Here is a 21,009-nt window from a genome sequence, read left to right as displayed (position 1 = left end):
CATACTGACGCAGTTCGCGTCTTCTATTTTCCAATCTGCGTACTTACATCAGGCAGCCCCGTTTTCCTGCTTTTTCATGCAAATTGTAATGTCGTGTAACGAAATAAAATGAATATAAAAAAGCCCAGCAACATGCCGGGCTTTTTCAATCTAGCGCCTTCATAAGACGTTCGCTATCACGCGTTTAAAATTGCTTTTAGCGTTTTGCTTGGTGACATTGTTGCGAACAGTTTATCTTCATCAGGGTAGTAGTAACCGCCAATTTCTTGCGCACTGCCTTGAGTAGCATCAATCTCAGCCAAGATATCATCAACTTTCGCTGATAACTCTTCATAAACTGGCTTGAACTGCGCCGCAAGGTCTGCGTCTTCCGTTTGGTTCGCTACTTCTTCAGCCCAGTAAAGGCCTAGGTAAACATGGCTGCCACGGTTATCTAACTGGCCTGCTTTACGAAGTGGAGACTTACCGTTGTTAAGCAGTTTTTCTGTCGCTTTATCAAGTGCCGTAGCAATAACTTTTGCTTTTGTATTGCTGTGCTTAATAGCAACATCTTCTAGCGATACCGCTAGTGCAAGGAATTCACCCAGTGAGTCCCAGCGCAAGTGACCTTCTTCAACAAACTGTTGTACGTGCTTAGGTGCACTACCACCCGCACCGGTCTCATAAAGACCGCCACCAGCCATCAATGGAACAATTGATAGCATCTTAGCGCTTGTACCAAGCTCTAAAATTGGGAATAAGTCCGTTAGGTAGTCACGAAGTACGTTACCCGTTACTGAAATAGTATCCAGACCGCGAATTGCACGTTCCATGCTATAACGAATAGCACGCACAGGTGACATAATTTGAATGTCTAGACCGTTGGTATCGTGGTCTAGCAGGTACTTTTCAACTTTCTTGATAAGTTGCGCATCGTGAGCACGTTCGTCATCTAACCAGAATACCGCAGGCATGCCAGATTGACGTGACCGCGTTACCGCTAGTTTAACCCAATCTTGAATAGGTGCGTCTTTCACCTGACACATACGCCAGATGTCACCTTCTTCAACATCGTGATAAATAAGTACGTTACCGTCCTGATCAACAATTGACACTGTACCATCTGCTTCCAATTCAAACGTTTTGTCGTGTGAACCGTACTCTTCTGCTTTTTGCGCCATTAGACCAACGTTAGGTACTGTACCCATCGTTGTCGGGTCGAATGCACCATGCGTTTTACAGAAATTAATCACTTCTTGGTAAATGGTTGCATAAGTACTTTCAGGAATAACCGCTTTAGTGTCGTGCGCCTTTCCATCTGGTCCCCACATTTGACCCGAGTTACGGATCATTGCCGGCATAGACGCATCAACAATTACGTCGCTTGGTACGTGAAGGTTAGATATACCTTTGTCAGAGTTAACCATCGCAATTGGCGGACGGTCAGCATAACATGCGTTAATATCTTTTTGAATTTCAGAGCGTTGGCTTTCAGGTAGACCCGCGATTTTGTCGTAAACGCTACCAAGACCGTTGTTAGGGTTAACACCTAGCTCTTCAAACAGGTCGCCCCATTTGTTGAATAGGTCTTTATAGAATACTTTTACACAGTGACCGAATACGATTGGGTGAGATACCTTCATCATGGTCGCTTTTACATGTAGTGAGAAAAGAATGCCTGTGTTCTTCGCATCTTCAATTTGCTCTTCGAAGAATTCACACAGCGCTTTTTTGCTCATAAACATGCCGTCGATAACTTCGCCAGCCAGTAAATCAACACGCGGCTTAAGGGTTTTCTTGCTTCCATCTTTGCCGGTGAACTCAATACTCACGTAGCCGTCTTTCTCTACTGTTACTGATTTCTCGCCAGAGTAGAAGTCGCCACCGCGCATGTGCGCTACGTGCGAACGAGAAGCCTGAGACCACTCACCCATTGAGTGTGGATGCTTACGGGCATAGTTTTTAACCGCAGTTGGTGCACGACGGTCTGAGTTACCCTCACGCAGTACAGGGTTCACGGCACTACCAAGCACTTTACCGTAACGCTCGCGAATTTCTTCGTCTTCAGCTGTTTTAGGTGAGTCAGGAAACGCTGGTACGTTAAAACCTTTCGCATTTAATTCTTTGATAGTTGCACGAAGCTGTGGAATTGAGGCACTGATATTTGGAAGCTTGATAATGTTAGCATTCGGGTCTTGGGTCATCTCACCCAGCTCAGCTAACGCGTCTGGCACTCTTTGCTCTTCAGAAAGATACTCAGGGAAATTTGCCAATACACGCGCAGCAAGTGAGATATCGCTTAGCTCTACGTCGATATCTGCAGCCGCAGCAAACTTCTGGATAATTGGAAGAAGTGAATATGTCGCCAGCATTGGCGCCTCATCCGTCTTCGTATAGATGATCTTAGACTTGGTCATTATATACCTCAATTTTTTCGACAGATATGCTGTCGTTTTTTAGTCCATTATGTCGCACTAACCCGCAAACCTACGTTGTTGCGCCCACAGTCAATGCGAAACGTATTTGATGTTTTCCACCACATGCTCGATTAAACACGAGGTCACTTGCTGTTTTCCTCTCTGCATATCATCCAATTTCCTATGTTAGCAATTTGCAACTCATGCTTTCGTGGTTGATGACTGATTAACACACAATGCAGAGATGCTGTGCTCAAGCGAAACCGCTTACCACTGCCAAAACTGTCTAATAATTATGCAGATGCACTCTCTTATAAAAATGGGAGCGACCAATAGTATAGGGTCGAAAGTTTCAGTTACAAGTCATACCATTGTCTTAACACATGAGATCACCGAATTTATCGACAAACTTCACTAATTAAACTAACAAATACGAGTAATTTGCCATGCGAATTATCACCATTTGTCGTAAGATCACAGCGAAACTTCGGATGCAAAAAAGCGAAAGATACATGTCATCAAATGCCAAAGTGGTCCTTTTTAACAAGCCTTATCAAGTTCTTTCTCAATTTACCGACGCAGACGGCCGAGAAACGCTCAAAGATTATATAGACATTACGGGTGTCTATGCCGCAGGACGATTAGACAGAGATTCAGAAGGGCTTCTTGTACTCACTAATGATGGGAAGCTTCAGCACAAGCTGGCCAACCCTAGCGCCAAGACCAGCAAAACCTATTGGGTGCAAGTTGAAGGTATTATGGACGAAAACGCAATGCAGGCGCTGCGCGATGGCGTTGAGTTAAAAGACGGAATAACCCGCCCCGCAAAAGTAAAGGCCATGAAAGAACCCAGCGTGTGGCCACGAAATCCGCCGGTACGCTTTAGACAATCTATTCCTACCAGTTGGGTAGAAATTACCATTACAGAAGGCAGAAACAGACAAGTACGACGAATGACGGCACACGTCGGCTACCCTACCCTCCGTCTTATCAGGTACCGCGTGGGTAGCTGGACCATTGATGGCATTGATAATGGAAAATACGTACTTTTCTAACGCTAATACGTTGATAATCACTTGAAATTATTTCCCAGGGCCATAGTAATTGGCGGCGAGAGAGTGTGGATTTCTAAGTGACTAAATGTTGCTCTGCCTTATTGTGTGTAGGCAATGTTGAAGATTCCAAGCCAACGGCGGATAGGTGTATATTTAATTACTTAAACAGATAAGGATTAAATGTGAATTACCCTTGGGAATCTGGTAAAATCCGCGACCTTGAAATGGGGCCTACTTGTTAGCGTTAACTCAGCTGATGTTGAATCACTATTTATGAGTTGTAAACCACTAATTGAGTAACTGCTTTCTAGTCATCTTGGCATATGCAATAACTTATTAAGTGGTATCGAACCTAACAAGTCGGGTTTCTTTTTTATTAATCAAATGAGTGTGCAATCTGTAGTGAGTGATATTGAATTTAACGCCAGCAAAAAAGTGATCGTCGGAATGTCCGGCGGTGTCGATTCGTCTGTTTCAGCCTACCTACTCCAACAGCAGGGTTATCAGGTTGAAGGTCTTTTTATGAAAAACTGGGAAGAAGACGATAACGATGAGTACTGCGCCGCTGCGGAAGATTTAAAAGATGCACAAGCGGTTGCTGACAAACTTGGCATTGAATTGCACACCATAAATTTTGCAGCCGAGTATTGGGATAATGTATTTGAGTATTTCCTAGAAGAGTACAAAGCGGGCCGAACGCCGAACCCAGATATCATGTGCAATAAGGAAATTAAATTTAAAGCGTTTCTTGAATTTGCAGCAGAAGACCTCGGCGCCGATTATATTGCTACCGGTCACTATGTTCGCCGCCGAGAAGTAGACGGTAAATGGCAAATGCTGCGCGGTCTTGATAACAACAAAGACCAGAGCTACTTTCTTTACACCTTAGGTGAAGAACACGTCGCGAAAACGCTTTTTCCCGTGGGAGATATTGAAAAGCCGTTGGTTCGCAAAATTGCAGAAGAACAGGGTCTCATTACACACGACAAAAAAGATTCAACCGGGATTTGTTTCATCGGTGAGCGCAAATTTAAAGACTTCTTGGCGCGCTACCTTCCAGCACAACCTGGGGTAATTGAAACCGCTGAGGGCGAAGAAATTGGCCAGCATGAAGGTTTGATGTACCACACGTTGGGCCAGCGCAAAGGTCTACATATCGGTGGTTTAGCGAAATACGGCGATGATCCTTGGTATGTAGTAGATAAAGACGTTGCTCGCAACGTGCTTATAGTGGGTCAAGGTGCCGACCACCCTCGCCTATACTCTAAAGGCTTGGTAGCCAAGCAATTGCACTGGGTAGATAGAAAAACAATGACAGAGCCTCTGCGCGCAGTAGTTAAGACTCGCTATCGTCAGGCCGATATTCCTTGTACTATCACGCCAACTGAAAACGATACTATCGAAGTGATGTTTGACGAACCGCAAAAAGCGGTAACACCGGGCCAATCTGCGGTTTTCTATAGTGAAGAAGTTTGCCTTGGCGGCGGTATTATTGAGAGTTACATTCGCTGATGTTAGATACCGATATAGAAAATAACCTGGCGCTTGCGGGAGTATGTCAGGCGGCAACGCTGGTTCAACAGATTGCCAGAAGAGGCTCGGCCGATGACGAGGCAATTGAAGCGAGTTTATCGAGCATACTGGTTACCGACCCAGAAACACCTCAACAGGTTTTCGGACAGCTAGCTAACTTAAAAACGGGTTATACCACGCTCGCAGCACAGCTATCTGATAAACAGGCAGCTAAAGACACAGAGCTAACCCGCTACATCGCTAGCATATTGGGCCTTGAGAGAAAATTATCAAGAAAGCCCAAAGCAATGCAGGAATTGGGAGAGCGCATTTCACACGTTCAACGCCAGCTTGCACATATCGATTTCCAGAACCCACAAATAGTTGCCTCCCTAGCAAGTATCTACAGCGATATAATCAGCCCCCTTGCTCCACGTATTCAGGTAGCGGGTAACCCCGACTATTTAAGTCAGCCAGCCACGCAGCATAAAGTGCGCGCGCTGCTGCTTGCAGGGGTGAGATCGGCCGTTATGTGGCGTCAGATGGGCGGCAAACGAAGAAATATATTATTCAAACGCAAACACATTCTTAACAGTGCTGTTCAAGCACTACGATTAATAAACTAGTGAGGAGCTTAAGGTGGAACTGAGTCAGTTAACTGCAATTTCCCCTGTCGATGGTCGATATGCTGGCAAAAGCGTAGAATTACGCAGTATTTTCAGTGAGTACGGCTTATTAAAATACCGTGTAGAAGTAGAAGTACGCTGGCTGCAAATGCTGTCTACCAACCCGCAAATTGAAGAAGTTCCTGCCTTCTCAGATTCGTCAAATGCACTACTAGACAAAATAGTTGCTGAATTTAGTGTTGAAGATGCCATGCGCATCAAAGAAATTGAGCGTACAACTAACCACGACGTGAAAGCCGTAGAATACTTTCTAAAAGAGAAAGTCGCTGACAATAGCGAACTATCTGCGGTAAATGAATTTATCCACTTTGCTTGTACGTCTGAAGACATCAACAATTTATCTCATGGCTTAATGCTGCGCGAAGCCCGCGAGACCGTTATTCTTCCTTACTGTGACAAGTTGATCGACGCGCTAGTAGAGCTTGCCAAGCGTTACCAGAACGTACCTATGATGGCACGTACTCACGGTCAGCCCGCTTCACCTACCACTATGGGTAAGGAAATGGCAAACGTGGCTATTCGCTTGAAACGTCAGCGTAGTCAAATTGCTGGCGTCGAGCTACTTGGTAAAATCAATGGTGCAGTAGGTAATTACAACGCACACTTATCTGCATACAAAGATGTAGATTGGCACGGCGTATCAGAGAAGTTTGTTACCTCATTAGGTCTAACTTGGAACCCCTTCACCACGCAGATTGAACCGCACGACTACATCGCTGAAATGTTTGACGCCATCGCACGCTTTAACACCATTCTAATCGATTTCGATCGTGATGTTTGGGGTTATATTGCCCTTGGTCACTTTAAACAAAAAACCGTTGCTGGCGAAATCGGCTCATCGACCATGCCTCACAAAGTTAACCCTATCGACTTTGAGAACTCGGAAGGTAACTTGGGTTTAGCCAATGCTATCTTTGACCACCTTGCGGCGAAGCTTCCTATTTCTCGTTGGCAACGCGACCTTACTGACTCAACGGTTCTTCGTAACCTTGGCGTTGGTGTGGGTTATGCAGTTATTGCTTATCAAGCCACGCTAAAAGGTATTAGTAAGCTAGAAGTTAACGAGCAAAGCTTGCTTAACGAACTAGATAATAACTGGGAACTATTAGCAGAGCCAATCCAAACGGTTATGCGTCGTTACGGCATTGAAAAGCCTTACGAGAAGTTAAAAGAACTCACTCGAGGTAAGAAAGTGAATGCTGACGTAATAGCTGAGTTTATTGATAACTTAGACATGCCAGACGCAGCCAAAGCAGAGCTTAAAGCATTAACGCCCGCTACATATATTGGTGATGCAATCAGGCTTGTAGATCAGTTATAAAAAAAGACATTTCCTATTAAACTTTAAAACGCGGTAAAGAGTTTCATGTTGAGCTCACCGCGTTTTTTTGTTTTAAAGGAGATGTAACATATGGATATTCCACTATTTTCGGGTGCAACAACGCGAAAACAACCTATCTTAAAATCCTGTGTCAAAGACGTAGTCATTGTCTTCACAGACTTAGTCGGTTTCAGCGCCTTATTTAAATCTTTGGGTCGGACAAAAAGTGTAGACACTATAGAGGGCTTGTTTCAACAATTCGATAGTGTTGCAGAAAGTCTTGGTTTATCACCTTTTAAGACAAACGGCGATGAATACATCCTTACTAGCTTACCCCCTGTAGGGCAACAAAGTTCGTTAACTAAAAAGCACGACTTTTGTTTGAGCAACGCATTACGAAACGCAATATCTTTTGCTCAATTAGCACAAGTAATCGTTGAAGATAGCTCAGCCCTTGCACAAGCAAATTGTGCAGTCCGCATAGGGATATCGTTTGGTGATGTAACTACAGGTTTTCAAAATAGAAAATATGGTGGTTTTGATGTTTGGGGAGAATGTGTAAATAGGGCTGCACTTCTAGAGCAAGCAACAAAAGCAAACTCTATAGCAATCTGTGAAAGCACTTTCAACGCACTCTCTTCAATAGTTAGGGACCAGTTTTCGTTAACGTCGTTAACCACAAAAGCCGAAAAAGTTAACGCTTATGTATACGAACCCTGTTATATCGATATTAGCGACGAATTTGACCCCGACCTGATAATTGATTAAAACCGATGGGACGCTTTGAATCTAACGCATAAGTGGAATTAAGTTGGCGTTTGTCCCATAATGCCGCGAAATCTTGGCCTTATTGCAAACTCGAGTATTTATGACTAACAATTCCACTGCTAGCTATGTTGTCGAAACCTTCGATGCCGAACTTTTTTTAAAAGAATACTGGCAGCAAAAGCCCGTTGTATTGAAGAACTTTTTTTCGCAATTTGAAGATCCAATTGACGAAAATGATTTAGCAGGTTTAGCGCAAGAAGAGGATATTGATGCACGGGTTGTCAGCAATGTTAATGGCCGCTGGAGTGTTACTCAGGGGCCTATTAAGCGTTTCGAGAAAGCATGCAAAGGCTGTTGGACTTTGCTCGTGCAGGGTGTGGATAAGTATGTTCCCGATGTAGCACCGCTCCTTTATCCCTTCGATTTTATCCCGAATTGGCGGCTTGACGACTTGATGGTGAGCTTTGCAGTACGTGGGGCCGGCGTTGGTGCTCACATCGACCAATATGACGTATTTCTTATTCAGGGTAAAGGCAAGAGACGCTGGCGTGTGGGTGCGCCGGGAGAGTATGTCGAAGTGTTCCCTCATGAGAAGCTGCGGCAAATAGATGGGTTTCAAGCCGTTATAGATGTTGAGGTAGAAGCCGGCGACGTGATCTATGTGCCGCCAGGTTGGCCACACGAAGGACAAACACTTGAAGATAGCTTAACGTATTCTGTTGGTTACAGAGCCCCAGATAATTTGCAACTTGCTGAAAGTTTAGCCATGATGCTGGACCGTGGCATTAACAACGTTCGCTATACCGATCCCTCGCGAGCAAGCCAAGCATTTCCAGCTCACGTTAATCACCTCGATGTCAGCGCACTAAAGCAACAGTTAATTGATGTCGTTAACAGCGACGACTTTACGCTTGCCTTGCTTGAGGCGATGAGTGAGCAAGGGATCCCTGAATATCCTCTTGAACCAGAAATTACGTTAGAGCAAGTGGCTAATGAATTTGCTGCAGGCATCAGTTTTATCCCTGCCACAGGCGTAAGACCACTCATTAGTTGCGGGGAAAGCGGCCTCCCCCAAGCATTGTTTGTTAACGGTTCACAGTTTAACTTTCAAGACGAAGACAGAGAATGGTTTGAAGTTCTTGGAAAAGGGTCAATCTTGAACGCAACGTGTTGCGAAGAAGCGCCCTCCTTTGCATTTCTAGAAACGTTAACTACACTTTTAAATAATGGGTACTGGGAATGGTTAGAGGAATAAAAGTTTTGTATGGCATTTACAATTCAAAATGTCGAATGGGAAAAGGATAAACATCGACTTAAATCTCTGAGGGAACACGTTTTCGTTCTAGAGTGGCGAGTGCCAGAAGCCAGCGAGTTTGACGAGCACGACAGCACGGCGTGCCACGTTCTTGTTATGAACGATAATAACGAGCCCATTGCCACGGGACGCTTGACTCAACGAGGCGAACTCGGCCGTATTGCGGTTAAGCGCTGCCATAGAACACTTCCTGTTTACCGCGCTTTATTTGAAGCATTAATAAGTGCAGCAAAACAGAGAAAAGTGCCTATTATAAAAGTAATCTGCAATCTAGAAAGCGTGTCTTATCACACGTCTATTGGTTTCATACCTGATGGCCAGGTTTTTATGGATGGTGGTGTACCACGACAAAGATTAAAGTGTCCTGCCGAACGTTTCCCACTCCCGGACGTCACCCAACTCCACTAGCACGTTGGGTGACATGCGCACGTAATACCATTCTATTATAGATTTCATTACCAAAGGGGTTTACGGTACTAGGGAGCTTGCTAGCGCAACATTAGGTCTGCTATCCGTCAGCTTTCATATAAGTTGCTATTTCAAAAAATTAAACGAAAAGTTCAAAACGTTCTACGTGACTACTACGAACAAACATTTACATTTTTATCGTTGGCAAAAAACGTTTAATGCGCAACACTACAAGTTAATCATGCTTAAATCGAGTACAGACACATGCGTATTTTAAGACTCACACTGGGATCAATATTGTTTGTGGGCGGTATTGCGTTAACCCTGCTTCCGGGCTCTATTCTTTTAGTCGTGGCTGGCCTTGTTCTGTTAAGTTATGATTGGCCAAGAGCACGTGGCTGGCTTAAATATAGCCAAAAAACGATGTCATTAGGCGCACGTAAAATCGATCGTTTTCTGCTGATGAGAAAGCTTCGCTAACTTACTTCCCTGGTTAACAATTAGTAAGGCGTAAGTAATATAACACTTTCCTTTTTTATTCTTTCCAAACTTCGGTGTCTTTGTCCATTTTGTCGCAACCACTTAACACTTAAACTTAAGTAAATGCGAAAACATGCAATGCGTGTTAACGTAATTACACGTATTAAGTGCGAAGCCTTCAACAATAATAATAGTGGCAATGACCTAAGCATGCTCAGCATCTTGGGCAATTCGTATCATCAGGCAATGTAACCGTATCGATATGACGTTGTGTAATGCGTTGACCCCGCATTGCGCTGCTTGGGTAGGCCAGATTTAAACAACCTGGACCACGTCATTTCTTTCGCTTACCTATGGAGACAAGACCATGATCACGTTTACCGTTAATGGTAACAAACACGAATTTTCTGGTGACCCTTCAACACCAGTGTTGTGGTACCTTCGTGACGAATTAAACCTTACAGGACCTAAGTTTGGCTGTGGTATGGCACAATGTGGTGCGTGTACTGTCCACATTGATGGCATGGCACAACGTTCTTGCGTGTTGCCCGTGTCAGCCGTTCAAGGCAGAAAAATTACCACTATTGAAGGGCTTAGTGAAAATGGCGATCACCCTGTCCAAAAAGCGTGGGTAGAACACAAAGTACCACAATGTGGTTTTTGCCAATGTGGGCAAATTATGCAAGCTGCCAGCCTATTATCAACCAACCCAACGCCAAGTGACGAAGAGATTGTTCAGAATATGTCGGGCAACATCTGTCGTTGCGGAACGTACCCTCGCATTCACAAGGCCATTAAGTCTGCGTCGAAATCAATAAGCGGCAACGCTGGCGTAAGCTACTTTGACCCAACCCAAGCGGGAGAAGAAGCATGAGTGAGAATACCTATTTTGATATGAATCGCCGCAGTTTCTTAAAATCGACAGCTGCGGCGGGTGCACTGGTTCTTGGTACCTATTTTATGGGCGGTGCACCTCGCGCCATGGCAGGCGTATTAGCAAAACCTGCAGAAAACGCAAAGCGCGCAAATTTATTTATTGCACTTCGCCCTGACGGCATGGTTGAAGTTACGTGTCACCGCAGCGAAATGGGTCAACAGATCCGTACTGCTATTGCGCAAATTGTAGCTGACGAGATGGAAGCGGCGTGGGATAAAGTCGTTGTTATTCAGGGCAAAGGCGACCCTAAGTACGGTGACCAAAACACCGATGGCTCGCGTAGTATTCGCTTTAATATGCAGCGCCTTCGAGAAATGGGCGCAAGCGTGCGTTATATGATGCAACATGCAGCAGCTAAGCGTTGGGGTGTTGAGCCAAGTACCTGTGTTGCCGAGCAGCATGTGGTAACACACTCTTCGGGTAAAACGCTCGCTTATAAAGACTTAATAGACGATGCGTTAACCATTACGCCGCCAGAAGCAGACAAGCTTACGCTAAAAGACAGGAAAGAATGGCGTTACATTAATACCGGTATGGCGCATATCGATCTTCAAGATATCGTTACCGGTAAAGCCACGTTTGCCGCCGACGTGCGCGAGCCAAAGGCACTTGTTGCTATAATCGAACGCCCTCCTGTAGTGGGCGGTAAAGTGAAAAGCTTCAATGCAGATAAAGCAAAAGCGGTTAATGGCGTTGTTGATGTAATTGAAATTCCAGCGCCAAAAGGTGCGCCTCAGTTCCAACCAAAAGGTGGCCTAGCTATTATAGCTAACAACACGTGGGCTGCATGGCAAGGCCGCAAGGCGCTAGAAGTGACCTGGGACGATGGCGCAAATGGCGACTATAACTCAGCGAACTTTAAAGAGCAGTTGCTTAACACAGTAAATGCACCTCAAGCACTTGTTAGAGAAAAAGGCGATGCGTTGGGTGTGTTAGAAAAGTCCAGCGACAAGCTAATAGCAGACTACTACGTACCACATTTAGCACAGGCGCCCATGGAGCCACCTTGTGCTACTGCCATGTACCACAAAGATCGCGTTGACGTGTGGGCAGCAACACAAAACCCGCAGGCTGATATGGAAACAGTGGGCGCTATGGTTGGCATGGACAAAGAAAAAATCAATGTTCACGTTACCATGTTGGGTGGCGCATTTGGGCGTAAGTCCAAGCCTGACTTCTCTGCTGAAGCTGCATACCTTTCAATGAAAACGGGCAAACCAATTCGTGTTCAGTGGACTCGTGAAGACGACATTCAGCACGGTTTCTACCATGCAGTGTCAGCGCAACATGTTGAAGCAGCGCTTACTGAAGATGGCAAAATTGACGCTTACCTTCACAGAACCGCGTTTTCACCCATTGCCTCTACTTTCCAAGAAGGAGCCAACGCGCCGTTTAGCTTTGAATTAGATTTGGGCTTTACAGACAATCCAATTCTTACACCGAATATGAAGCTAGAACGCGGTGAAGCACCAGCAAAAGCACGTATTGGGTGGATGCGTTCTGTATCAAATATTTTTCACGCCTTTGCCGTTCAGTCGTTTATCAATGAAGCGGCGCACAAAGCAGGTAAAGACGCGAAGGATTACCTTTTAGAAGTTATCGGCCCTGACAGAGTTATCGATGTTACCGAGCAAAAAGCCGAATACAACAACTACTGGGGTGATAAATCAGTTTATCCACTGGATACAGGGCGCCTGCGCAATGTTATTGAGAAAGTGGCTGAGATGGCTGGTTGGGGTAGAGAGATGCCTAAAGGCCGCGGCCTTGGGATAGCAGCGCACCGCAGCTTCCTAACATATGTAGCCACTGTGGTGGAAGTTGAGGTGTCTGACGCGGGAGACCTAAACGTTATTAAATCATGGGTATCCATTGATGCAGGTACTGTGGTTAATACAGACACGGTGAAAAACCAAACGCAAGGCGGCTCAGTATACGGCATTACCACCGCCATCAGTGACGGTATTACTTTTGATAAAGGCCGTGTACAGCAAAGTAACTTCCACAACTACCGTGTACCGCGTATGAGCGATTCACCGCTAGAGGTAGACGTAGAAGTAATTGAAAGCGATGCACCGCCAGCCGGTGTGGGTGAACCAGCAACGCCGGTATACGCACCAGCGCTCTGTAATGCCATTTTTGCTGCGTGTGGTAAGCGCATTCGACAGTTGCCTATAGGTAACCAGCTGAAAGCATAAGCTCTGAACTAACCAGCACCGCTACGAGTTAAATCTCAAAGCCGTGCTTTAAGCAATTAAAAAAGGGTAAACACATGGTGTGTTTACCCTTTTTTATCGGTGTACTTATGTACCCTTTCCGTTTACTGCATACCCACGTTTGGCTAGGGAACTTACCAACACCTTCTGCGCGGGAAATTATCTATTCGAGGTAGTACAAGCTCCACTTTAGACGCTAAGCATGCACCCGTTGTTACGTTTATCTAGGATAAAATTCTAGTAAAAAAGGTTAGGATTTTTTAAAACAGTTCAAGGATGAGAGTAGAGACACTAAAGGTTGTAGATGCTTAAGCAGAAGCACGCGAGGGAGATAACGCTACACGCAACGAAAAGATGGACGAAAATACCATAACTTGCGTAAGCAAATACCGCACAAATCAAACCAAGTGAATTCTACAAGTGCCGTTTAACAAAGGGTTCTTATATCAGTGATTACTGGTTGAGCAAAAAATTTGAACCGATAAGCCATTTTCCCCTTCCCTGCATCTAAAATATTGCTAACGTTGTTTATCCACACTAGCGCATATTTTGAAACTCAATGAAAAAAGCGTTACCCGTAAAGACCAACCAAAAACTGAAAGTCGCAATGTAGACTTTCAAAATTTCTTTTTATCAAAACAAAAAACTCGGACGATTTAAGCCCGAGTTTAACAACTAGATAATCACTCGTAGTTGCGTTCCATCCACATCAACTGCATTTTAAGTTCGTTAATTTCCTTTTGGGCTTGCGCCAACTGCTCTGCCACAGAGCTTGATTGCATAACATTTTCTTCGGATGTGTTTACTGAAACCGCGCTGTCATTATGTGCCATGAGAATTCAACCAAGTTATTTATTAATGAAAGATTCAAAGTGAAAGTCACTTTGTAATATTACATTTTTAATTACATAAAGTCATGTTTTCAGCACACATAAACGCATACTTTTGCTAAATAACCATAGTTTTTTTGAGGAATGTAATACGCGACTTCAATACCCTAAATCTTCGAGTAACTTCAGTAACAATCAAAAAAAGAGACCCGAAGGTCTCTTTTTAAAAGTCGTTATAGATGGTTCTAAAGTAAGACTAACTATGAGCCAAACATTTATCTAATTAAGAACCATCATTAAGAACCATCGCGTTATGCCATTAGCCGTGTTTTTCTGCAAGGTATAGCCACGTTTCTACAACTGTATCTGGGTTTAGTGATACGGAATCGATACCTTCTTCCACCAACCAGGCTGCAAAATCTTCATGGTCGGATGGACCTTGACCACAAATGCCGACGTATTTTCCACGCTTCTTCGCTGCCCGAATTGCCATTGAAAGTAATGCTTTAACTGCTTCGTCACGCTCGTCAAACAAGTGCGCAATAAGGCCGCTATCACGGTCGAGACCTAGGGTTAGCTGCGTTAAGTCGTTAGAACCAATAGAGAAACCATCGAAAATGTCTAAGAACTTATCTGCAAGTAATGCGTTTGATGGAAGTTCACACATCATAATAACGCGAAGTCCATTTTCACCCTTCTTCAAACCTTGCTCTTCCAGAAGCTCGATAACTTTACGACCTTCTTCTAGCGTACGAACGAACGGGATCATGATCTCAACATTGGTTAAGCCCATTTTGTTGCGAACGCGCTTAATGGCTTCACATTCAAGAGCAAAACAATCGCGGAAATCTTCAGAAATATAGCGGCTAGCACCACGGAAACCCAACATTGGATTCTCTTCGTCAGGCTCGTATTGGTAACCGCCTACTAGGTTAAAATATTCGTTCGATTTGAAATCTGACATACGAACAATAACCTTCTCTGGCGAGAACGCTGCGCCGATGGTTGAAATACCTTCTACCAATTTCTCGATATAGTATTCTGTTGGTGACTCGTAGCCTGCTATCATATCACTAATTTCTTCTTTCAACTCTTCAGGTTGGCTGTCGAAATTAAGTAGCGCTTTAGGGTGTACACCAATCATACGGTTGATAATGAACTCTAGGCGAGCAAGACCAACACCCGCGTTTGGCAAACGCGCAAAGTCAAATGCGCGATCTGGATTACCCACGTTCATCATTACTTTTAGCGGTAGGTCAGGCATTGCATCAATGCGTGATGTAACAACGTCGAACTCTAGTTCATCACCGTAAATAAAGCCTGTGTCACCTTCTGCACAAGATACAGTGATCTTGTCGCCAGTTTTAATGCTGTCAGTAGCGTTACCACAACCTACTACCGCTGGAATACCTAATTCACGCGCAATGATAGCCGCGTGACACGTACGGCCACCACGGTTGGTAACGATTGCAGACGCCTTCTTCATGATAGGTTCCCAGTCAGGGTCTGTCATGTCAGTTACCAGAACATCACCCGCCTGGATCTTGTCCATCTCTTCAATTGAATCAAGTACCTTTGCTACACCAGCGCCGATTTTGTGACCAATTGCGCGGCCTTCAACAACGATGTTGCTCTGACCTTTCAACTGGAAGCGCTCGATGCTTTGTGAGTCTTCACGGCTGCGTACTGTTTCTGGGCGAGCCTGAACAATGTAAAGCTTGCCGTCTGCGCCGTCTTTGGCCCATTCAATGTCCATAGGACGCTTGTAGTGCTGTTCTATTATTTGTGCCTGCTTAGCAAGCTCCATTACTTCGTCGTCCGTCAACGAGAACGTTTTACTGTCAGCGGTATCAATATCGACGATAGACACCTGCTTACCGTGAGCTTCATCGTCTGAGTACACCATTTTAGTAAGCTTACTACCAAGGTTACGACGAACGATAGCAGGCAAGCCTTTGTCTAGCGTTGGCTTGTGCACGTAGAATTCGTCAGGGTTAACCGCACCCTGCACCACCATTTCACCTAAACCGAATGAACTGGTAATAAACACTACATCCTCAAATCCTGACTCGGTATCAATGGTAAACATAACGCCCGAAGACGCGATGTCGCTTCGTACCATGCGCTGAATACCTGCAGATAGCGCCACGCCCTTGTGGTCGTATCCTTGGTGTACGCGATATGAAATAGCGCGGTCGTTGAATAGCGATGCAAACACGTGCTTAATAGCCACAAGCACAGCTTCATAGCCTTTAACGTTTAGAAACGTTTCTTGTTGTCCTGCAAAAGACGCATCGGGCATATCCTCAGCCGTAGCCGATGAACGCACTGCAAACGATGCTTCTTCACCTGCATCGCCTTGTAGCGTGACGAACGCGGTTTTAATTTCTTCTTCTAGCTTGCCCTGAAATGGCGTGTCGATGATCCACTGGCGAATGTTCCTACCCGCTTCAGTCAGCGCGTTAACATCGTCTACATCTAACGAGTCTAAAACTTCGTGGATCTTAGCTTCTAGGCCACTTTGCTCTAGAAACTCATTAAATGCCTCGGCGGTGGTAGCAAAACCTCCCGGCACCTGCACACCGGCATTCGCCAGGTTTGAAATCATCTCGCCTAATGATGCATTTTTGCCGCCTACGCGACCCACATCATGCATGCCCAGTTCTTGATACCAAAGTACGTATTCTTGCACAGCCCAAGCCTCCAGCTTTTTTTATGTGTAGGGTATGAGGTTAATTTCAGGCTCGTGCTTTGTGACACCTGAAACAAAAAAATTGTAGTCGCTCTGCCATAAAACTAACAGAAACCCGTGTTCATTACGTTTGACAGTAAACAACTGTTATTTGTCACCATTCACTAGAACGAGGTAGCTTTTCGACGAAATCATCTTAGAATGGAGAAATTCAGAAAGTAAACCCTTTATTACTTTTGTAATTAAATTACACCAATGTTAAGGATTTGTTGTGCGCACAGCTTTTTACATATCAGACGGTACGGCCATTACTGCAGAGGTCTTCGGCCACGCCCTGCTTTCGTTGTTTCCCGTAGAGTTCAATCACAACACCATTCCTTTTGTTGAAACTGAGGAACAAGCGCATAAAGTTTTGCAGCAAATTTCTGAAAGTTTTCAAGACACAGGAGAGCGCCCGCTCGTTTTTTATACAATTGTGAATGTAGATATTCGCAAAATTATCGCCAAATCAGTGGGTATTAATTACAACTTCTTAGACCAATTCGTAGCACCATTGGAAAAAGTACTCGGCGTTCCTTCAAAACCAGAAAAACATCGTACACACAGTATTCACGAAACCACATACGACATTAGAATTGAAGCCGTTAACTATGCGTTAGCTAACGATGACGGCTCAAATTTAAAAGACTACGACGAAGCGGACATAATTCTTACGGGTGTATCTCGGTCAGGGAAAACACCAACGAGTTTATATCTGGCGCTGCAGTACGGTATAAAGGCTGCCAACTACCCATTCACAGAAGAAGACATGGGCGACATGTTAAAGCTGCCTCCTGCTCTGAAACGTTTTAAACACAAGTTGTTTGGTTTAACCATAGCAGCCGATAGACTGCATCAGATACGTTCTGAGCGACGGGCGAATAGTAAATACGCATCGCTACCACAATGTCGTATGGAACTTCGAGAAGTGGAAAACCTTTATCGAAAGGAAAAGATCCCATTTTTAAACAGTACTAAATATTCGATTGAGGAAATTTCAGCAAAAATATTGGCCGAAACCGGTCTTAAGCGCCGTAAATACTAAGCCTTTAGCACGTAGATATTCGGCCTTTAGCACGTAGATACTCGGCCTTTATTGCAGGCTTAACTCATATCAATAGCGCAAAAGGCAAAACGCGCGCAGAAAACTTACACAATCTGATAGCACTTTTTTGCTTCTTAATTCGATGTGGATATGCGTTTTGCCAACGCGCGGTAATCTTTAACAACTACCGATGGAAGGTCGTTTACCGATACCCGCCTAAACCACGCTCTTGCTTTCTCAGGTTGTGCACGCAGCAGAGCTACTTCGGCAATGCGCATTTTTATATTATTCACTTGAGCAAAGTCTTTCGCTTGCTCTGCGCATGCTAACCCTTCAATAAACGCAACTTCCGCCTGTTTGTAGTCTTTATTATTACGCAGCGCCACCGCATAGCCGTAATAGGCTATGGCCTGTTGCTGAAGATCGGGGACTTGCTTTGCCCACGTTAACGATTTTATTCTGTAATCGATATGCTTTTTATTATCGCCTTCACGCAGAGCAATATGGCCTAACTCTGCAAACACTTCACGATAAAAAATAGGGGCATCATATTTTTTAGTTTCTAATTCAAATGCGAAGCGTTCCGCCTCTTTATTCATCCTCAATACGCTGAGTAAATTAAGGATCCTAATGCCTAATTGTGGCGACGGTGCTATAGAAAATTGTGATTTAAAGCCTGCCAATGACTCTCTGAACGCTTTTTCTGCCTCATCTTGCCTGTGATTTACACGTAGCCATTTTCCCCAATACAACAATATAGACGGCTTAACATCAGCTAAAATCGTACGGTTATTCAACCAAGGGCGCAACGTTGCGTACAACTCATCATTACGCTGAAAGTTGAAAAGTACATCAAGCTTCTGAATTTGGAACTCCCACCACATGGGCGTATTAACGTCATGCTGTGCTTGTTTAGACTCAAAATTTGTTAAGCATGCGTCTATAGTGTCAGTGCATGCAATGGTTAAGTCGTTTGCCAGCGTTTCACGGGAGTTGACAAGCAACGCCAAGAGCATTAGCCATGTGATAATTATAAATTTGAGCATCGATTTTTAACCGTGACGTTTAGCGCAGATTATAGGGCAAAACGACATAAAGAAAAGGTAATACACGCACATCAAATATCATTCAGACACAATAAAAGCAGCTTAAATGACTATCAATAACGCTATTTAGCGTAACTACTCTTTTACTCGTAATTCTTGCTTTAGCTCGGTTAAAAAGGAATTGAAAGGCCGCCACTGCCCCAATCCTGTTTTATAGAGAGGTTGCCTTACTTGCTCTGAACTAGGGGTTTTGATAACGCGCTTTGTCTTATGGAATGCCAAACATGCTTCTTCAAATTCAAGACCACAAAACGCTAAAATGCGTTTTACTTCACCCTCCAAATCATCCAACACATCTTCATGGTGTACCGTTAAAATCTCCCCTGGTAATACCTTGTGCCAGTGTTCCATAAGATCTTTATAAGCGTTGTAGTAACGGCCAATATCACTAAGCGAATAACTAAATTCTTGCCCCTCACCAAATAGTTGCTTGTACCCGCTAAAACAACAGTCCATTGGGTTTCTGCGCGCATCTATAATCTTAGCATTAGGTAAAATTTTCTTTATCAATCCAATATGAATGAAATTATTTGGCATTTTATCAATAAAAAATGGTGCCTGTTGCCGGTAAGCTTGCGTTTGACTAAGGTATTTTTCACCCAGTTGGAGAAGTATTTCATCGCTAAGTGATGTGACGTTCATTGGGTAAGGCGTGGCGTGTTGACTTAGCGATGATGCAATACCCAATACATCATGTAATTCCATGGTACCGTCTACTTTTGAATGCGACGCTAAGATTTGTTCTAAAAGCGTAGAGCCTGCGCGAGGAAGGCCAACGATGAAAATGGGATCTGTTGCCTGACATCCGCTCGCTTTATTGAAATCTTTTTTTGCGAAGGCGCTTTTTTGTGCCTGCAGCGCGCTTTCGGTGCGCCTTATGTCGAACTGCAGCGTTCGTTTTTTAAGGCTATTGCCGAGTTGATAGTAATGAAATGACAGTTCAGCATCGCCCCTATCTTCATACCCTCGCCCTAGCGCAAAACATATGTGAATTTTATCTTCTAATGAAATCGACGACTTGCTTACTTGTGCTGCCATTTGCGCTAATAGCGCAGGGGTAAATTTGTATGTCTTGGTATTAGCAAGGCTCCAATAGGCGTCGCCAAAGTCACCGGCGTGTTCAATTGCTGTTTCATAAGCCGTTACCGCTTCTTTCGTGTCGCCCTTTGCTTTTAATGCATGACCAAGTGCAACCCAAATCGCGGGCCGGTCTGAATTATCGTTAAGTAAACGTTGATAAATGTCTGTTGCCCGATGCAAATCACCCACGCCAACTAGCGCATGCGCTAGCCCTACTTTTACTGAAAAACTGTCAGGTGCTTTTGCCAGTCGCTGCTCGGCTATTTTAACAGCTTGAGGAAACTTACCTAATTTGGCCAATAACGTTTGATACGCCATGGCAGCCTTGTCGTTGTCTGGATAGAGCGTTACACAACTCTCTAATAAAAATTCAGCATCGCTATACGCTTTTAGCTGAACACCAATTTCAGCTAAAAGCATCATTGCTTCGGGATGATGAGGCTGCTCCTGCAAAAATTGTCTGCAAACTTGGTCTGCTTTGTGTAACTGGCCCTCGTACATTAAGTCAGTCGCGCCTAGAACTGGTTTCGGTAACGCTTTTAGAAACGTTATTTGTTGCCGACACAGTGTTAATGCCTGTTGTTGTCTGTCGGCGTTATACACACTTTCCAACTGAAGCCATGACGAAAGCAGCGCAGGATTAAACTGTGTAGCCTGATAAAAACAGTATGCGGCTTTTTTCTGGTCGGTTTTTAATAAGCAGTAACCTAATTCTTGGTGAGCACGGCCGTAATCAGGGAATTGTTCTATCAATAAGTTAAGCGATGCAATAGCCGTGGTGTGCTCGCCATGCATGCGGCACGCTACCGCTTTTAAATAAAGGGATTCTTTTTCTAGTGCTGGGGTTAATTCTACCGGTAATTGTAAAGACTTAATCAAAATATGATCAGTACCTGCGGTTTTAGCGGCAAGTATTTCATTACATGACGATATTACTAATTGGTATTGCGACTGCATCAGCAGTTGTTTGATACGTAAAATAACTTGTTGTTGTTCTGACGTCATTGATGATGCCTAGTGTTGCGCATAAAAGTAAAAAACGGCGAACTCACAGAGTCTGCCGTTTTTCTAAAAGGAAAGCGCCGAAACTTGTCAACGCTCTCTTTTTGGCTTCGTTAAATACTAT

General features: G+C 44.3%; 16 protein-coding genes. 11 read left to right on the top strand and 5 right to left on the bottom strand.

The features are described from left to right. Positions 1-176: 176 nt before the first annotated feature. A complete protein-coding gene (locus BK026_RS03925; protein ID WP_071814633.1) occupies positions 177-2,396 on the bottom strand; it encodes an NADP-dependent isocitrate dehydrogenase in 2,220 nt (739 codons plus the stop codon). A gap of 512 nt (positions 2,397-2,908) precedes the next feature. On the opposite strand from BK026_RS03925, the gene BK026_RS03920 reads away from it, so the two are divergent. From BK026_RS03920 to BK026_RS03875, 10 genes are all read left to right on the top strand, one after another. Next, positions 2,909-3,451, top strand: coding sequence for an rRNA large subunit pseudouridine synthase E (locus BK026_RS03920; protein ID WP_071817480.1), 543 nt, complete (start codon positions 2,909-2,911; stop codon positions 3,449-3,451). 402 nt (positions 3,452-3,853) lie between these two features. Continuing rightward, on the top strand, positions 3,854-4,963 hold the full coding sequence (mnmA, locus tag BK026_RS03915) for a tRNA 2-thiouridine(34) synthase MnmA (protein ID WP_071817479.1): 1,110 nt from the start codon (positions 3,854-3,856) through the stop codon (positions 4,961-4,963). Continuing rightward, positions 4,963-5,589 (top strand): high frequency lysogenization protein HflD, encoded by a 627-nt coding sequence (gene hflD, locus BK026_RS03910; protein WP_071814632.1) that lies wholly within the window; start codon positions 4,963-4,965, stop codon positions 5,587-5,589. Before mnmA ends, hflD begins: the two co-directional genes overlap by 1 nt. A 13-nt stretch (positions 5,590-5,602) precedes the next feature. Next, positions 5,603-6,970, top strand: a complete 1,368-nt coding sequence (purB, locus tag BK026_RS03905; RefSeq protein ID WP_071814631.1) for an adenylosuccinate lyase — start codon at positions 5,603-5,605, stop codon at positions 6,968-6,970. A gap of 90 nt (positions 6,971-7,060) precedes the next feature. Then, positions 7,061-7,738, top strand: coding sequence for an adenylate/guanylate cyclase domain-containing protein (locus BK026_RS03900; protein ID WP_071814630.1), 678 nt, complete (start codon positions 7,061-7,063; stop codon positions 7,736-7,738). Positions 7,739-7,838: 100 nt separating this feature from the next. Beyond that, positions 7,839-8,993 (top strand): cupin domain-containing protein, encoded by a 1,155-nt coding sequence (locus BK026_RS03895; RefSeq protein ID WP_071814629.1) that lies wholly within the window; start codon positions 7,839-7,841, stop codon positions 8,991-8,993. A gap of 9 nt (positions 8,994-9,002) precedes the next feature. After that, complete coding sequence (locus tag BK026_RS03890; protein ID WP_071814628.1) at positions 9,003-9,461, top strand: GNAT family N-acetyltransferase; 459 nt, start codon at positions 9,003-9,005, stop codon at positions 9,459-9,461. Between the two features lie 264 nt (positions 9,462-9,725). Beyond that, positions 9,726-9,941 carry a PGPGW domain-containing protein gene (locus BK026_RS03885; protein WP_071814627.1) on the top strand — a complete coding sequence of 72 codons (216 nt, stop codon included), beginning with the start codon at positions 9,726-9,728 and terminating at the stop codon, positions 9,939-9,941. A 367-nt stretch (positions 9,942-10,308) separates the two neighbouring features. Further along, positions 10,309-10,815 (top strand): (2Fe-2S)-binding protein, encoded by a 507-nt coding sequence (locus BK026_RS03880; RefSeq protein ID WP_014949319.1) that lies wholly within the window; start codon positions 10,309-10,311, stop codon positions 10,813-10,815. Further along, the gene (locus BK026_RS03875; protein ID WP_071814626.1) at positions 10,812-13,073 is read left to right on the top strand and encodes a molybdopterin cofactor-binding domain-containing protein; all 2,262 of its coding nucleotides are present in this window, start codon (positions 10,812-10,814) and stop codon (positions 13,071-13,073) included. The genes BK026_RS03880 and BK026_RS03875 overlap by 4 nt, the downstream gene beginning before the upstream one ends. A 701-nt stretch (positions 13,074-13,774) precedes the next feature. Here the strand turns inward: BK026_RS03875 and BK026_RS19615 are convergent. Together BK026_RS19615 and ppsA are read right to left on the bottom strand one after the other, a co-directional pair. After that, the gene (locus tag BK026_RS19615) at positions 13,775-13,924 is read right to left on the bottom strand and encodes a hypothetical protein (RefSeq protein ID WP_177247862.1); all 150 of its coding nucleotides are present in this window, start codon (positions 13,922-13,924) and stop codon (positions 13,775-13,777) included. A 316-nt stretch (positions 13,925-14,240) separates the two neighbouring features. After that, positions 14,241-16,613, bottom strand: a complete 2,373-nt coding sequence (ppsA, locus tag BK026_RS03865) for a phosphoenolpyruvate synthase (protein ID WP_071814625.1) — start codon at positions 16,611-16,613, stop codon at positions 14,241-14,243. A gap of 271 nt (positions 16,614-16,884) precedes the next feature. On the opposite strand from ppsA, the gene BK026_RS03860 reads away from it, so the two are divergent. After that, entirely contained in the window at positions 16,885-17,697 is an 813-nt protein-coding gene (locus BK026_RS03860; RefSeq protein ID WP_071814624.1) for a pyruvate, water dikinase regulatory protein, read from the top strand. A gap of 134 nt (positions 17,698-17,831) precedes the next feature. Here BK026_RS03860 and BK026_RS03855 read toward each other — a convergent pair whose 3' ends face one another. Both BK026_RS03855 and BK026_RS03850 read right to left on the bottom strand, forming a co-directional pair. Then, on the bottom strand, positions 17,832-18,743 hold the full coding sequence (locus BK026_RS03855; RefSeq protein ID WP_071814623.1) for a tol-pal system YbgF family protein: 912 nt from the start codon (positions 18,741-18,743) through the stop codon (positions 17,832-17,834). Positions 18,744-18,878: 135 nt separating this feature from the next. After that, positions 18,879-20,888 carry a tetratricopeptide repeat-containing sulfotransferase family protein gene (locus BK026_RS03850; RefSeq protein ID WP_071814622.1) on the bottom strand — a complete coding sequence of 670 codons (2,010 nt, stop codon included), beginning with the start codon at positions 20,886-20,888 and terminating at the stop codon, positions 18,879-18,881. Positions 20,889-21,009 lie beyond the last annotated feature (121 nt).

It is taken from the genome of Alteromonas sp. V450 (assembly GCF_001885075.1).
In the GTDB taxonomy this organism is placed as follows: domain Bacteria; phylum Pseudomonadota; class Gammaproteobacteria; order Enterobacterales; family Alteromonadaceae; genus Alteromonas.
This window is presented reverse-complemented; position numbering and strand designations above follow the sequence as displayed.